8 protein-coding genes are annotated in these 15,953 nt (G+C 67.3%); 5 read left to right on the forward strand and 3 right to left on the reverse strand.

The features are described 5' to 3' along the window. The first annotated feature begins 149 nt into the window (after positions 1-149). The gene (locus BUE42_RS16585) at positions 150-668 is read left to right on the forward strand and encodes a hypothetical protein (RefSeq protein ID WP_143171543.1); all 519 of its coding nucleotides are present in this window, start codon (positions 150-152) and stop codon (positions 666-668) included. 50 nt (positions 669-718) lie between these two features. Beyond that, complete coding sequence (locus BUE42_RS16590; protein ID WP_073466220.1) at positions 719-1,609, forward strand: alpha/beta fold hydrolase; 891 nt, start codon at positions 719-721, stop codon at positions 1,607-1,609. A gap of 35 nt (positions 1,610-1,644) precedes the next feature. Here the strand turns inward: BUE42_RS16590 and BUE42_RS16595 are convergent, their stop codons facing one another. The 3 genes from BUE42_RS16595 to BUE42_RS16605 are packed head-to-tail and all read right to left on the reverse strand — an operon-like array spanning position 1,645 to position 11,742. Beyond that, the gene (locus BUE42_RS16595; RefSeq protein WP_073466221.1) at positions 1,645-2,121 is read right to left on the reverse strand and encodes a DUF4265 domain-containing protein; all 477 of its coding nucleotides are present in this window, start codon (positions 2,119-2,121) and stop codon (positions 1,645-1,647) included. Beyond that, a complete protein-coding gene (locus BUE42_RS16600) occupies positions 2,111-6,205 on the reverse strand; it encodes an RHS repeat domain-containing protein (protein ID WP_073466222.1) in 4,095 nt (1,364 codons plus the stop codon). The genes BUE42_RS16595 and BUE42_RS16600 overlap by 11 nt, the downstream gene beginning before the upstream one ends. Next, positions 6,202-11,742: a choice-of-anchor D domain-containing protein gene (locus BUE42_RS16605; RefSeq protein WP_159445433.1), complete on the reverse strand. Its 5,541-nt coding sequence runs from the start codon at positions 11,740-11,742 to the stop codon at positions 6,202-6,204. The genes BUE42_RS16600 and BUE42_RS16605 overlap by 4 nt, the downstream gene beginning before the upstream one ends. A 380-nt stretch (positions 11,743-12,122) precedes the next feature. Between BUE42_RS16605 and paoA the strand changes: the two genes are divergently transcribed. From paoA to paoC, 3 genes are read left to right on the forward strand one after another with little or no spacing between them, the layout of a single operon-like run. After that, positions 12,123-12,779, forward strand: coding sequence for an aldehyde dehydrogenase iron-sulfur subunit PaoA (gene paoA / locus BUE42_RS16610; RefSeq protein WP_073466224.1), 657 nt, complete (start codon positions 12,123-12,125; stop codon positions 12,777-12,779). After that, positions 12,776-13,732 carry an FAD binding domain-containing protein gene (locus tag BUE42_RS16615; RefSeq protein WP_073466225.1) on the forward strand — a complete coding sequence of 319 codons (957 nt, stop codon included), beginning with the start codon at positions 12,776-12,778 and terminating at the stop codon, positions 13,730-13,732. Before paoA ends, BUE42_RS16615 begins: the two co-directional genes overlap by 4 nt. Next, entirely contained in the window at positions 13,729-15,939 is a 2,211-nt protein-coding gene (gene paoC, locus BUE42_RS16620; RefSeq protein ID WP_073466226.1) for an aldehyde oxidoreductase molybdenum-binding subunit PaoC, read from the forward strand. Before BUE42_RS16615 ends, paoC begins: the two co-directional genes overlap by 4 nt. The last annotated feature ends 14 nt before the right edge of the window (positions 15,940-15,953 follow it).

Here is a 15,953-nt window from a genome sequence, read left to right on the forward strand (position 1 = left end):
GATTCACCAAGCCTGCCGCGTAACATCACCACCGACTTCTCCACTTCGATGGAGAAGTCTCCGAGCGCCTTGAACACAAAAATTCAGACACTCCCTGGGCCGATGCTGCGCTACGCTCGCAGCCGTCCATCCCCATCACCCTCACAGCGATGACCCGACTCCGTTCCTTCACACCTGTCGCAGCGCTCTGTCTTGTCTTCTCTGCCTTCACCGCGCACGCCGCCGATCCGATCGACGCCGCCACCGGTGCTCAGCAGTTGCTCACCCGCCTTGAAGGCTCTTGGCGCATGGTCGGCGACGTGCGCGGCAAGCAGGTGCAGTACAAGCTCGAATCGACACGCGTGCTGGCCGGCAAGTTCGTCGAGCTGCACATGGTGGACGTGCAGGTGCCGCCTCGGTATGAAGCCCGTGTATTCATCGGCGCCGACAAGACGGGCAAGATCTTCGCGCACTGGCTCGATTCATTCGGGCCGGAGTACTCGGTGCCACATGGCGAGGGCAGCGTCACCTCGAATCAGATCGAGGTCCGGATTCCCTATCCCGGCGGTGCGTTCCGCGACACGTTCGTCTTCTTGCCGTCCTCCCAGGAATGGACGCTCACCATCGACGCCGAGAAGGCGGCTGGCGAATGGCAGCACTTCGCTGCGTACCGCTTGAGCCGGCCCTAAGGCGAGCATCCGCCTGGGCCACGCCTTCAGATCGAACTTCGGAGCAGCGCATGTTCGAAGACTTCAACCTGGAATTCATCGACGTCGGAGACGTCACCTTGCGCGTTCGACACGGCGGGCATGGCCCGGCGCTGTTGCTGCTGCACGGCCACCCTCGCACCCATGCGACCTGGCACCGGGTGGCGAAGCTGCTCGGCGACCGATTCACGGTCGTGTGCCCCGATCTGCGTGGGTACGGGCAATCGACGAAGCTCGAGCCGCTGCCGGACCACGCGCAGGCGAGCAAGCGCGCGATGGCCGCCGACTGTGCCGCGTTGATGGACCGGCTGGGGCATCACCACTACGGCGTCGTCGGTCACGACCGTGGCGGGCTGGTGGCCTTGCGCATCGCACTCGACTTTCCGGCCCGGGTCCAGCGCCTCGCGATCCTCGACGCTCTGCCAGTCGTCGAACACCTGGACCGCTGCGATGCCCGTTTCGCCGCCGCATGGTGGCATTGGTTCTTCTTTCTGCAGCCCGACAAGCCGGAGCGGGCGATCCTGGCGGACCCCGATGCCTGGTATGGCAGCGATGACAGGAAGCGCGCGCAAATGGGCTCCGACGAGGCATGGGCCGACTACCTGTCCGCCACGCGGGACCCGGCGACCGTGCGGGCCATGCTCGAGGACTACCGCGCAGGGCCTGGCATCGATCGTCTGCACGAGATTGCCGATCGAGAGGCTGGCAACCTGGTGCGATGCCCGATGCTGTGCCTCTGGTCGAGTCGCGATGACCTGGCCGATCTCCACGGCGATCCGCGCGCGATCTGGGCAAAGTGGGCGACAGACCTTCGGGGCGCGCCCATCGACTGCGGACACCACATGGCGGAAGAAGCGCCGGACGAGCTCGCCAGCGCGCTCAGCGATTTTTTCGGACAGCGTGGACGTCTACCGGGCCGTTGATGTGAGCGCTGCGTGTCGATCCGCCCACCACGCCTTCACCACCAGTTCAGCGGTGTCGTCCCATCGTCGGCAAACACATTGCTGTAGTGCCATTCCACGCGCGGATGACCTTCGATGAAGCGGTTGAAGGCATTCTCGATGGCAGGAAACCCGTTGCGCTTCAAGTCGATGGAAAAGACAGCCTGCTTCGGCGTGAATCCGTCCCAGGTGGCACCCATCGCTTCGCCCAGGGATTCCGCAAACGCGGAGATCTGCTGTTCGCTCAACTGCTTTTGCATGTAATACACCTGGATCGCGACATTTCCTGCGCGCCGCAGAACCTCGAACTGGCCCGACTCCATCCGATACCTGATCTCGTCCCCGCGGGCAATGCCCAGCACTAGGCCCGGCGAACGCTCGACACGCATCACCGAGTCGCCGAGATCGGTGACCAGCATCTCTTCGAAAACAGGTTCCCCCGTGTTGCTGCTGCCGACGTGAACGTTGATTGTCTTCAGGGGCCTATCGACCATATGGGGCTCCGCAACTACCGCGCTCCGCGCATGACATCCCCTGGGAAGGGGCACCGCGGTTGCCCGCACTGAGGTTGCAAGCTGCGCCTTCGAGGCAGATATTGTCCTTGTTTTGGTTGCCGCCCTTCGATGCAGGCACGTTGCGGTGGCCAACGTGCATATCCGCCGGATTGGTGGACGTCTGACCGCAGCGCCAGCACTTGAACACCCCACCGTTCGTCACGGTCGCTTCCTGGATCAGCTCTTGCCGCAGCTCCTGCTGTCCCGATCTCGACCCTGCCGTCGGGCCGCCAACGCTGTTGGCGATGGCTTCCGGGGTAGCCCCCTCCCCGTCCTTCAGCACGCGCACCGGCTTGTTGCCGGTAGCGGCCGGCACAGGGTGCAGTGCACTCGTCGTCTTCGGCAACTGCGCAGGAGATACCGCAGGCTTGATGTCGGCCTTGCTGCCGCCAAAGGCCTCGGAGGCGATCGCCATGCCCATCAGCCCCTCGTAAGGCCCGATCTCCATGACCTCGCGCGGCTGCATGAAGCCGGGCTTCTGCCCTGCCGCCTGCATCAGACTGAGCTGCGCACCGATGAGGTTGTTGCGCTCCTGGTTCGTCAGCCCGCCGGCCCGCATCAAGGTCTTGATCTCGCTGCCCAGCGCTTTCACCTCTTCACGGGTGTAGTCCTTCTTGCTCGGCAGCTGATTCGCCCTCCGCACAACGCTCTGTATCTGCACCTTCGAGGCCGTTCCCGCCTCCGAAGGCTGCGGTGCATGGCTCTGCTGCCCCGAGCCCCCCTGCTGCGTGGTGCCCTGCGGGTCGCCAGGTGCGTCACTGAGCGCCACCAGCATCGGCCCGGCGGACACCGATCCGTCGCCATTGCTGCTGCTGGAACTCAGCTGCGCCGACGATGACGAGAAGAAACCGCTTCCGCCGAACTCGCCCGTTGCCATCGCCCAGTTGTAGATGGCATTGGTCTCGTTGTGCTGGCACGTCGAGTCGCACGAACCGTTGTCGCCGTATTGCGCCGCATCGCCGAAGCCGCTCGGGTCGGTGGCGTTCAGCGGGTTGTTCAGCACATAGGCGTAGCGGTTGTAGTTCTGCAGGTTGATCGGGTTCGTGACCTCCGGGTCCGCCTGGACGAACAACCCCGACGTCGGGTCGTACAGCCGGCCGTTCATGTTGATCAGCCCGATGTCGTCCAGACCTTCGTGGCCGGTGAAGCCGCGCGCGGTGCCGTAGTTGCGGTTCGGCGCCCAGTCCACCTCGATGGCGCCCTGCTCGTCGTAGTCGCCGCCGATGAAGCGGCGCTTGCCGAACGGGTCGTATGAATAGCGCTGCGTGGGCGTGCCGTTGTGATCGGTGGTGGCCGAGAGACTGCCCAGGTGATCCTTGTGCCAGTACTCCACCTTGTTGAGGGCGATCGTGTCCAGCGCCACCGGCGCCGTCTGGCCGCCCGCCGGCACCGGCAGCGGCGCGTCCGAGGCGAGCACGCCGATCGCCTTGCCGGCGACGCTCAGGAAGTGGCGACTGCTCTGCAGGGCCGGATTGGTGTTCACCTCCATCTCGAACCCGAGGCCACCCACGTTGTCCGGGTGCAGGTACCACAGCGTGCGGGTGTTGCCCTTCGCCGTGCGCACCTCCTTCACCCGCGCATGGTTCTCGTCGTACTGCCACGCATACTGGGCGCCGTTGCCGCTGCCCGTCAGCACGTTGTTGAAACTCGTGTAGCTGAGTCCGTTGTACTTGCCGCCGCTGGCCGCCGTGACGTTGCCGTTCAGGTCGGCGTCGTAGGTGGTGGTGCCGTTGCCCGTCAGGCTGCGCAGCAGGTGCGGGCGATCGGCCCCCGGTCCGCTGGAACCGTAGGCATAGTTGCCCACGTCGGTCTTGAACAGCAGCATCCCGAGCGCGTTGTATTGCAGCGTGACACTGCGCTGGAAGCCGGCAATGCTGCTCGACGAGACGCTGTACTGCGTGAGCCGGTTCAAGCCATCGAAGCCGAAGACCTCGCTCACCGCAGAGGCACCGTCGCCGTTGCGATCGATGCGGCTGAGCAGGTTGTTGACGCTGCTCCAGTTGTATTGATGGTCCAGGATGTCGGTGGCGGCACCGATGCCCGCCTTGGCCGTTCGCACCCGCCCGGTGGCCGGGTCATAGGTCGTGCGGTCGGCGACGTTGTTGCCCACCTGATCCTGCTCGATGTCGCCCAGTGCATCGATCACGTTCGCTTGCCACAGCACCGAGCCTGCGGGCAGCGTCTTGCCGGCCGCCACCTGGCCGTTGGCATCGGGCAGCGGCGAGACCGTGGCCGCCGTCTTCAGCAGCATCGCCCGCAGGTGACCCGAGCTCGTGTAGTCATAGCCGACCTGCAGACCGGTGGGATAGGTCTTGCTCGCCAGCCGCCCCGTCGTCGGCTCGAAGCCCACTGACGACAGGAAGCTCGGGCCGTTGGCAATGTCCAGCCGGTTGCTGATCTCGCGCCCCAACTCGTCGTAGTAGATCTTCTTGTCCAGGTCGCCGGGCCTCGTCACTTGGCACAGCTTGCCGACGCCCTTGCTGCAGTCGTCGTAGACCCAGCGGTTCTGGAACTCCGGCTCCACCCGGTGCGTCATGCGTCCGAGCAGGTCGTAGGCGTAGGTGGTCCAGCCCGACACGCCGGTCGCCAGGACGCCGCTGTTCTCGACATCCGGGCACGTCGTCGGCACATGGCTGCCGCGCATCGCGGAGTTCTGCAGCGCCTTCAGCTGGCCCAGTGCGTCGTAGCAATACGTGAGAACACCGTGGTCCGGGTCCTGCGTCTGGATCTTCCGACCCAGCGTGTCGTAAGAGGTCGTGATCCGGTTCTGCAGCGCATCGCGCACCTGGATCACGTTGCCGAACGCATCGGACAGGAACGCGATCTGGGCGCCGAGCGCATCCGTCACCCGCGACAGATCGCCGCGTGCCGTGCGCTCTTCGGTGCGGGCCTGGCCGGCATCGTTGGTGACGACGACGGTGTTGCCGTGGCGCGCATAGGTGGTCACGGCGGCCTGGCGGTTGCCATAGGCACCGTAGCCCGTGCCCGAGCCGCCGAAGTCCTTCGCGACGCTGCCGGCCGGGTCGGCCCCGTGCGACGCCACCATGCGGCCCAGCTCGTCGTAGGTGTAGCGCGTCACCCCGACAGCGTTGCTGCCATCGGTGGTGGACGCGCCCGAGGCCAGGAAGTAGGGCTTCGTCTCCATCACCTTGGAGCCGTAGGCGTCGTAGACCACGTCGGCCACCACCAGTGCCCCAGCGCGTGCCGCCGGCTGCCCGGGACCGTTGAAGGACTCGGTGGCGGTGCGGATCTGGCGATTGAGCGCGTCGTAGTAGGTCCGCACTAACGGGCCCATCTTCGCGTTGGTCGTCGAGCGCGGCTCCACGTGGACGAAGCGCACGGCAAAGGGCGGTGCCTCGCCGCTGGCCGGCGTGGGGCAGCCGGCCCCGGCGAGGACCGTGTTGGTGCTGGTGTCGAGCCCGGGGCCGACGATGCAATGCCAGCTCAGCGTGCGCGTGCCGTCGACGTGCGTTTCCTGGACGGTCCGACCCAGGTCGTCCACCACCGCGCTGCTGCTCAGCTGGTTGATGTCGGTGCCCTTGCTGAGCACGCCGAACCGGGGGTCGTAATTGGCGAATGCCGATTTTCCCAGCGCATTGGTCGTCGAATCGACGAACAGGCCGGCCGGAATGGCCACCGTGGCATTGGGGGTCAGCGATCCGTTGACGGTGACGCCCTGGCTGGGCTGCGCCGCGTAGCTGCTGTACGAAGAGCGAGGCAGCGCCACCATGCGCCCCGTCGCGCCCGCACAGCTCGCGGTGGTGGTGCGCCGCACGTTGCCGGCGCCATCGTATTCATACGAGATGACGCCGCATTGCAGCGGATTCGCGGGCTCCGAGGTTTCGCTCTGCAGCGTGCCGTCCGCATTGAATACGAAGCTCTTGGTGCGACTGTAGTTCGCTGGATCTGCAGCGGCCAGTTGCGCCTGCGCAGGCGCGGCATGCGCCCCGATCAGGCAGGCCAGCACTTCGACCAGCGCGAGGAGCCTCCCGCGGCCCACGATGTCGAGTTTCTTGTGGTTCATCTGCAGATCCCCGTGCCATTGGTCGACCCCGTCAGGCTGACGACAAGGGGTGTCGTTCCGGCCGTCGAGATCGTGAGCGTTCCCGACCGGCTGCCGCCGGTGCATCCCGCCAGGAAACGGACCGCGTAGGTGCAACTGGCTCCCGCGGCGAGGCTTCCGCCTGCAGCCGGACAGGTGATGCCAGTGCCCGCGCCGTAGCTGCCGCTGTCGAATGAACCGCCAGAGGTCGCAATGGCGTACTGCAGGCCGGTCGCCGCGACATTGCCCGTGTTCGACAGGGTCAGGGTCAGATTGCGCGTTCCCTCCTTCGCCACCACGCCGAAGGCCAACGACGCCGGGTTGACCGACAGCAACGGAGCCGGTGCCGTGACGCTGAGCAGGAAGCCGACGCTGGTCCCGGTGCCGCCCGCCGCGGGCGTCGCGACCAGCGTGCCCGTGGTGATGCCCACCGTGCCGGAACTCAGCGTGACGCTGCCGCACGACCCGTTGCTCGGGCAGTTCAGCGTCGTGGTGGACATGCTGAATATCCGGCTCGCGTTCGGCACGGACAGGTTCAATACCGTCGGCATCTGGCCGCTGTTGAAGTAGGTCACCGTGGTCGCCGCCGTCGCCGGTGACACCGCCACGGCGGTGTACGGACCCGCCTGGTCGGTCTGGATGCTCGGCGCGGTGACGCCCACGCCCTGCACCGCCAGCACATTGGACGCAATGGACCTCGCGACCATCGTGATGTTGGGGCCGCCGTACGGCGCCACCTGAGGCGGAGAGAACGTCACCGTGACGGGGCAGCTGCCACCGCTCGGTGCCACGCTGCCGCAGGCGCTGGTGTTGAACGAGAACCCTTGCGGCAGGTTGGCGATGCCGGAATTGGTGGCCCAGTCGTAGGCCACGTTGCCGAGGTTGAACAAGCTGATCGTCTGCGATGCAGACGTGCCGGCGATGACCGGCCCGAAGTCCAGCAGCGTGGTGCTCCAGCGCGGCTCCGCGTAGTAGACGGTCCATCCGAGCGTCGTCGCGGCCGGCGCCGTTGTGGCACCGCCGGGCACCATCGACTGGCTTCCCCCGATCCCCGGCGTCTGCGTGGACAGCGCCACCACCATGTTGCAGGCAGCACCTGGTGCCACCGCGGTGCAGCCGTTGCCCGTCACGGCCAACGGTGCGAGCAGCGACGGGCTGGCGAGTGTCATCGGCGCCGTGCCGTCATTGCGGTAGGTGACGGTGAAGGTCTGCGCGGCGCCACCAAACCAGGTCGCCGGGAAGGTATAGCTGGGCGCACTGAGCAGCGTGGCCACTGAGCCGTAGCCCACGCCGGTCAGGCTGATCGGCACCGAGATCGGATGCGGATACAGACTCGCCTTGCCGCCCGACGTGAAGCGGCTGTAGGCGCCCGCCACGCTCAGCGTCGCCGCGAAGCCGTTGCGGACGCTGCCGGGTGTGAAGGTCACGCCGATCATGCAGCTGCTGTGGGCCGGTGTGCTGACGCCGCAGCCGTTGGACGCCACCGAGAACCGGGCGGCGTCCGCGCCGCTGATCGCCAGCGCGATGTTCTCGAACGGCGCGTCGGCGCCGTTGATCAGTGTCAGGAACAGGGTGATCGCGCCGGCAGAGTCGACTCTGCTGAAATCCACCGTCGCGGGTGCGGCGGGCGAGGCCATCATGAAGGCGTAGGGCTGCTGCACCGAGAAGGTGGGCGCGCTGAGCCCCTGGATCACGAAGCTGACCTGGTCGACGGCGGTGTAGGTGCCCGCAACGGCTCCCGCATCCGTGCCGAAGAACGTGCGGCAGGTCCCGCCCGGTGCCAGCACGGTGGTGCCGAAATTGCACGCGCCCGCGTCGGTGCTGCTGGCCGATCGCATCGTGCCGGTCGGATTCGACGCCGGGGCATGGCCGGTGAGCAGCACGGCCACGGGGCTGTCGTTCCGGATCGTCGACACGTCACCCGAATCGGAACCTGCACCCACGATGCCCCAGTTGGTCCAGCCAGGCAGGATGGACACCGAGGGCATCGTGCCGCTGCCCGCCAGGGCGGCGTTCAGGGTGCCGCCGCCGGCTGCGATGCTGAGCTGGCCGGTGCGCGCCGCGCCGGCCGTGGGCAGGAAGCTCACGCTCACCGTGCAGCTGCCTCCCACCGGCAGGCTGCTGGTGCACGTGGTCGAGATGAAGCGGAAATCCGCTCCCGTCACGCTCGACGCCGTCGGCGGCGTCAGGCTCAAGGCGGCGGCACCGTCATTGGCCAGCGTGGCCACCTTGGTCGAGGTCTGGCCGACCATCAACGAGCCGAAGTCGATGCCGGTCAGCACGCCCACCTGCGTGGGACCCGAGCCTCGTGTGGCGGTGGCGTTGGTGGCGTTGCCGGCGCTGGTGGCGAGCAGCACGCCGGGAGCCGAGCTGCGCGTGCTCGTCTGCTGCAGCCGACCCAGGATCCACTTGCAGTTGAGCGCGTCCGTGCAACGGGTGTCGTCGGGCCAATAGAAGTTGCTCGTCACCTTCTGGAACGTGTCGTCCGGGTTGCCGTTCAACGAGGTCACCGCCGTCGACTGCAGCGGGTCGCCGCTCGCGTTGACCGTGGTGTGGTTGACGGTGCTTGGCAGGGCCAGGCCTTCGAGGTCCAGCGCCGTGGATGTCGCGTCCAGCAGATAGGGCCGCTTGATGACGGCGGACGACGGGCATGGCACGCCGCTGGCCATCGCGCTCGCATCGGCGCCCGTGGCCGCCATCTGGTCGCAGTAGATGTTCTGCACCCGGGTCAACAACGTGGCATCGGACACCGCATTGAGCGGAGCACGGTAGGTGGAGTTCATGCCGGCCTGCCCGACGTAGGGGAAGCTCTGGAGGAACCGGGTCTCGCTGGTGATCGGTGTTCCCACCGGAGACACGCTCTGCTTTTTCACGACGCGGAAGCCGAGCGAATCGCGGCCATCCGTGCTGATCTTCATGCCGGTGTAGCCGTACTCGGTCTTGGTGCTGCCGCCCACGCCGTTGTCGGCATTCATCGTGGCCACGAGGTAAGAGGTCAGCACCACGTCCATGGTCGCTCCGGTCGCGGCGTAGGGCGTTCCGGTGTCGCCGGTGTATCGCCGGCCCAGCACGTCGCCGGGCGCACCGGGTGAGCCGGGAGAGAAGTAGTTGAAGGACGTGATGAGGCCGGTCTCGGCAACCACGCGCGTCAGCAGGTCCGGCGGGCTGGCATCCGCTCGTTCGTAGAGCGTGTTGGAGGAGGCGCCCAGCAGCAGGATCTGCGGATAGCCGTCGCCGTTGAAGTCGCCGAGGATCAGGCTGGTGAGCGGCACCAGGTTCAGGTCGACGTTGAAGAAGGCCAGGCCGTTGAGGTTGAAGCTGCCGGACGGCGTGAAGCTGCCATCGCCATTGCTCAGCGAGAGCGTGTTGGCCTTGCCGGACGTATAGGTCAGCACGTCCTGCTTGCCATCGCCGTTGAAATCCGCGACGACGCGGTTGCCGAACTTCACCGCGCCCGCCTTGCCGGTCGGGACCTGGGGCAGGAATCCCGACGCGATCGTCACGTGCGAGAAGGTCATCGGATCAAAGTTGTCGTGAACCAGCATCCCCAGGTCGCTCAGGAAATCGACCTGTCCGTCGCCGTCGTAGTCGATGGGCTGGTAGTCGACCGGAAACAGGCGGGTGACGATGATGTTTCGCACATCGGGCGGCAGTACCGACCACCGGATGTTCCCCGCACCATCCGAGAAGGCGTTGGTGTTGATGTCCGGGTATCCGTCGCCGTCGTAGTCCAGCGTGTAGTTGCCCAGCGGCGTCAGGCTGGTGAACAGCGTCCGATGAAGCAGCGGTGTCGGAACCTCCGTGAAGCCACCCCGACCATCGCCTCGATAGACCCGGGTGCACACGGTCACATCGTCGCAGGCGTTCACCGGCAGCGGATCCTTCTCGTGGCCCACCGGGCGCTCCGGCCGGAGCGTGGTCACGACGTCGAGCTTGCCGTCTCCGTCGAGATCGATGAAAAAGAAGTCCTTGCCCTGCGCCCAGATCGTGCCGAAGTTCCACTCGACATCGTTCGCCTCGATGCGCTCCAGCGTCACGCCGGTGATGGGCCTCGGCTCGAACGAGCCGTCGCCGCGATTGACGTACAGCAGGTTGGCGTCGGTGTTGTCGCAGTACGTGCCGTTGGATGCATGCACGCCCGGGTTCGCGAACGCAAAGATGTCGGGCAGGCCATCGCCGTTGAAGTCGCGGAGGACGACGCCGTAGCAAATGGCCCGCCAGTCGAAAAGTCGACGGTTGAGGATGTTGAAGTTGGCGGATTGCGTGAAGTGCCCGTTGCCGTCGCTCAACCACAAGGTGTTCGCGTTCGGCGAGTTGGACCAGCTCAGGATGTCGGTGCGGCCATCGCCGTTGAAATCCGCCGCGAGCACGCCCCGGGTGCCGAAACTCGCGCCGATCGCCGGCGGCGTGTAGAGCGGCGTCGTCGCCAGGCTGAAGTTGGTCTTGGGGCTGTAGAAGTCGGAACCGCCGGCCGAGTAGTCGAAGGTGGTCGGCGGCGTGCACAGCGCATTGGGACCGTGACAGGCCTGGATGGTGCGCAGCCTGGAACGCTGGGTGCGCGGGCTGGCTTCATAGACCATCCTCACTTCGCGCACCAGCAATGCGCCGGGCAGCACGCCGGCCGAATCGGTGTTGCCCGCGTTCGCGTAGATGCGGATCTTGCCGAGGCGCCAGGCGCTGATCGACTTCTCGATGCGGTGATACGACTCCGAGATGTCCTGCACCGGCAGGCCGGTCTGGGCACGGTCCGTGTAGTCGAACAGCACCTTGTTGCCGGCGTACTGGACTTCCGCGAGGCTCCACTCATGCCCCATCGAAGAGGCCCCGTTCGATCCCGCCGACACGTCGCGCTGGCGGTACTTGAAATCGATCTTGTTGCCGAACACGTCGGCGATGCGGGAGACGACCCACATGCGCGCATAGCGAATGCGGCTGTCGGGGTAGTAGGCGCGTATCGTCGCGTCCGCGCTGGCGGAGTCCGGCCGCGCCGCATCGCTGCCGATGTCGATGACCTTGCCATCCTTGGTCCAGATGCGGAAGAAGGCCGGGCCGGACACCGCATTGGCGCCATCGGCAAAGCCGTAGGAGCGGATGCGGGCGTAGGCATCTTTCTCGGTGCGGAACTCCTTGAACGCACCGGCAGCGCTGCCCAGGGCGTCGTCCTTGATCGTGCCGATGATCGGCGTCGCGCCATCGGCGGCCAGTTGGATCAGTCGCTCGCCGTCCAGGCACAGCTTGTCGGTGGAGTTGAAGATGACGCCGGCATAGGCGCCGTCGGTAGCCCGGGTGGCACCGCAGCGGCCCACGGCCATCACGCCGCGCAATGACCAGCCGACACCGGCGATCCCATTGGCACGAGAGAGGCTCGAGTAGTCCAGCGAGAGATTGGGCGCCATGCCACGAATGCCGGGAGGCACCTGCACGGCATAGGTGAAGGTGGCCGCGCCGCTCTGCGCGACCGACGGCTGGGCGGTGGCGAGACGCGGCAGCAAACCAAGCGTCAGCACAGAGATGGCCATGGCCATCGACACGCATGCACGCCGCGCGATGACGGAGCTTCGTGCTCCAGGGATGTGTGATCGATGATCGGATTCAATGGCCGCAGACATGCAGCTGCCTGCCTTGGCCGGCTGAAACTTTTCCACTCAGGACCCCCCTCGTTTTGACCTACCGCGAACCCTCGGGCATCGACGCACAGTTCTTCGTGGCGTGCGATGCGCGTGGCTTTCCCACGGGGCCGCAGGATAGCTGATCAATTGCGCCGATGCACGCAAGTTCAGCGAATCCATCCTCAATGCTGATGACGGAATTGAAAGCGGACCCGTTGGCGACTCCACACCACCGGGCATCCCGCTTGCCCGCAATGCTGAATTACCCCAGCGCAGCAGGAGGCCACGAGATGGGCAGTTCCGATGAATTGGCAATTTCACGCCGCGACGTGCTGATCGTCGGCGCCGCGTCGGCGGCCACGGTGAGCGCGCCGGTCCACGCGGCGCCAGCCGCCGACGTGCCCGCGCCCCAGGCGAACTCGAGCGCCTCCGTGCCAAGCTCGAGCGTCACGCTCGAAGTCAACGGCACGCCGCACACGCTGACGCTGGACAACCGCACCAGCCTGCTCGACACGCTGCGCGAGCACCTGCACCTGACCGGCACCAAGAAGGGCTGCGACCACGGCCAGTGCGGCGCCTGCACCGTGCTGCTCGACGGCGAGCGCATCAACTCCTGTCTGACGCTCGCGGTGATGCACCAGGGCGCCAAGCTGACCACGATCGAGGGGCTGGGCACGCCCACGCAGCTGCACCCGCTGCAGGCCGCTTTCATCCAGCACGACGGCTACCAATGCGGCTACTGCACGCCCGGGCAGATCTGCTCGGCGGTGGGCGCGCTCGACGAGCTGCGCCGCGGCGTGCCGAGCCACGTGAGTGCCAGCCTGTCCGAGCGGCCGCTGCTGTCGGCCGAGGAACTGCGCGAACGGATGAGCGGCAACATTTGCCGATGCGGCGCCTATTCCAACATCGTCGAGGCGATCTCCGAAGTCGCGGGGGTGCGCACATGAGTCCGTTCACCTACGAACGCCCCACCGCACCGGCCGAGGCGGCGGCGGCCATCGAACGCCACCCCGGCGCGAAGTTCATCGCCGGCGGCACCAACCTGCTCGACCTGATGAAACTGCAGATCGAGGCACCGGTGCACCTCGTCGACGTGAACGGTCTCGGCCTCAACAAGATCGAGCCGACGACCGACGGCGGCCTGCGCGTCGGCGCGCTGGTGCGCAACACCGCGCTGGCCGCCGACGAACGCGTGCGCCGCGACTACGGCGTGCTGTCGCGCGCGCTGCTGTCAGGCGCATCGGGCCAGCTGCGCAACCGCGCCACCACCGCCGGCAACCTGCTGCAGCGCACCCGCTGCCCATACTTCTACGACACCGACCAGCCCTGCAACAAGCGCCAGCCGGGCAGCGGTTGCAGCGCGATCGGCGGCTTCAGCCGGCCGCTTGCGGTGGTGGGCGGCAGCGAAGCCTGCATCGCCACGCACCCGAGCGACATGGCGGTGGCGATGCGGGTGCTGGACGCCGGCATCGAGACCGTGCGGCCCGACGGGCGCACGCGGGTGATCCCCATCGCCGACTTCCATCGCCCGCCGGGCAACACGCCGCACATCGACACCACGCTGGAGCGCAACGAGCTGATCACCGCGGTGACGCTGCCGCCACCCCTCGGCGGCACGCACCTGTACCGCAAGGTGCGCGACCGGGCGTCCTACGCCTTCGCGCTGGTCTCGGTGGCCGCGGTGATCCAGCGCGATGGCTCCGGGCGCGTCGCGCTCGGCGGTGTCGCCCACAAGCCATGGCGCGACGCCGCGGCTGATGCGGCCCTGCCCCAGGGCGCGAAGGCCGCCACCGCACGGCTGCTGGCAGACGCCCGACCGACGCACGACAACGCGTTCAAGGTTCCGTTGGCAGAGCGCACGCTCGCCGCGGTGCTGGCCCAGGCAAGGAGCACCTCATGAAGTTCGACACCCCTGCCACCACCAACCCGATCGACCAGCTCAAGGTCGTCGGACGGCCCACGCCACGCATCGACGGCCCGTTGAAGACGACCGGCACCGCCCCCTATGCCTATGAGCGCCACGATGCGGCACCGGACGCGGTGTACGGCTACGTCGTCGGCGCCGGCATCGCCAAGGGGCGGATCGCGGCCATGGACCTGCGCGCCGCGCACGCGGCGCCCGGCGTGCTGGCGATCGTCACCGCGCGCAACGCCGGCAAGCTCGGCAAGGGGTCGTTCAACACCGCCAAGCTGCTGGGCGGGCCGGCCATCGACCACTACCACCAGGCGGTCGCGCTGGTGGTGGCGACCACCTTCGAGCAGGCGCGGGCCGCCGCGCAGCTGGTGCGCATCACCTACACGCAGGGGCCGGGCAAGTACGACCTGTCGGCGGAGAAGGCCGGTGCGCCCATGCCGAAGCCGACGCCATTCGGCGGGCCGCCGGAGTCGAAGGTCGGCGACTTCGCCGGCGCCTACGCCGCCGCGCCGGCGCAGCTCGACGCCACCTACACCACGCCCGACCAGTCGCACGCGATGATGGAACCGCATGCGTCCACCGCCATGTGGCGCGGCGACAAGCTCACCGTGTGGACCGCGAACCAGATGATTGCCTGGAGCGTCGGCGATCTCGCGAAGACGCTCGGCGTCCCGAAGGACAACGTGCGCCTGGTCTCGCCCTTCATCGGTGGCGGCTTCGGCGGCAAGCTTTTCGTGCGGGCCGACGCGGTGCTGGCCGCACTGGGCGCGCGCGCGGTGCGCCGGCCGGTGAAGGTGGCGCTGCAGCGGCCGCTGGTGATGAACAACACGACGCACCGGCCCGCCACCATCCAGCGCATCCGCATCGGCGCGATGCCCGACGGCAGGATCATCGCGATCGCGCACGAGGGCTGGTCGGGCGACCTCCCCGGCGGCCAGGCGGAGACGGCCGTCAACCAGACTCGCTTGCTGTATGCCGGCGCCAACCGCCTGACCACCACGCGCCTGGCGGTGCTCGATCTGCCGGAAGGCAATGCGATGCGCGCACCGGGCGAGGCACCGGGTCTGATGGCCTTGGAGATCGCGATCGACGAGATGGCCGAGAAGCTCGGTATGGACCCTGTCGCCTTCCGCGTCGTCAACGACACGCAGGTGGACCCCGAGAAGCCCGGCCGTCCGTATTCGCAGCGGCAATTGGTGCAGTGCCTGCGCCTGGGTGCCGAGCGCTTCGGCTGGGAACGGCGCAGCGCGCAGCCCGCACAACGGCGCGAGGGCCGCTGGCTGATCGGCATGGGCATGGCCACCGGCTTCCGCAACAACCTGCTGACGAAATCCGGTGCCCGCGTGCGCATCGACAACCGCGGCATCGTGACGGTGGAGACCGACATGACCGACATCGGCACCGGCTCGTACACCATCATTGCGCAGACGGCGGCGGAGATGATGGGCGTGCCGCTCGGCAGCGTGCAGGTGCGCCTGGGGGATTCGCTGCATCCGGTGTCGGCAGGATCCGGAGGCCAGTGGGGCGGCAACAACTCGACCGCCGGTGTCTATGCGGCGTGCGTGAAGCTGCGCGAGGCGGTGGCGAAGAAGATCGGCGTGCCGATTGCCGATGCGGTGTTCGCCGACGGGACCGTGCGCGCAGCGGGCCGCAGCGTGCCGCTGGGCGAGGCGGCGGGGCCACAGGGCCTGGCGGCCGAAGACGCCATCGAGTACGGCGACCTGGACAAGAAGTACCAGCAGTCGACATTCGCGGCGCACTTCGTCGAGGTCGCCGTCGACGCGGCGACGGGCGAACCCCGGGTGCGGCGGATGCTGGCGGTGTGCGCGGCCGGGCGCATCCTGAACCCGATCTCGGCGCGCAGCCAGGTCATCGGCGCGATGACGATGGGCGTCGGCGCGGCGCTGATGGAGGAGCTCGCGGTGGACAAGCGCCGCGGCTTCTTCGTCAACCACGACCTGGCCGGCTACGAGGTGCCGGTGCACGCCGACATTCCGCACCAGGACGTGATCTTCCTCGACGAGACCGATCCGATCTCGTCACCGATGAAGGCCAAGGGCGTGGGCGAACTGGGCCTGTGCGGTGTCGGCGCGGCGATCGCAAATGCGGTCTACAACGCCACCGGTGTGCGCGTGCGCGACTACCCGATCACGCTGGACAAGCTGCTTGAGCGAATGCCGGCGTTCGCTTGAGCGGGGCGTCTTCT

This window comes from Rhizobacter sp. OV335 (assembly GCF_900142965.1).
Lineage (GTDB): Bacteria > Pseudomonadota > Gammaproteobacteria > Burkholderiales > Burkholderiaceae_C > Rhizobacter.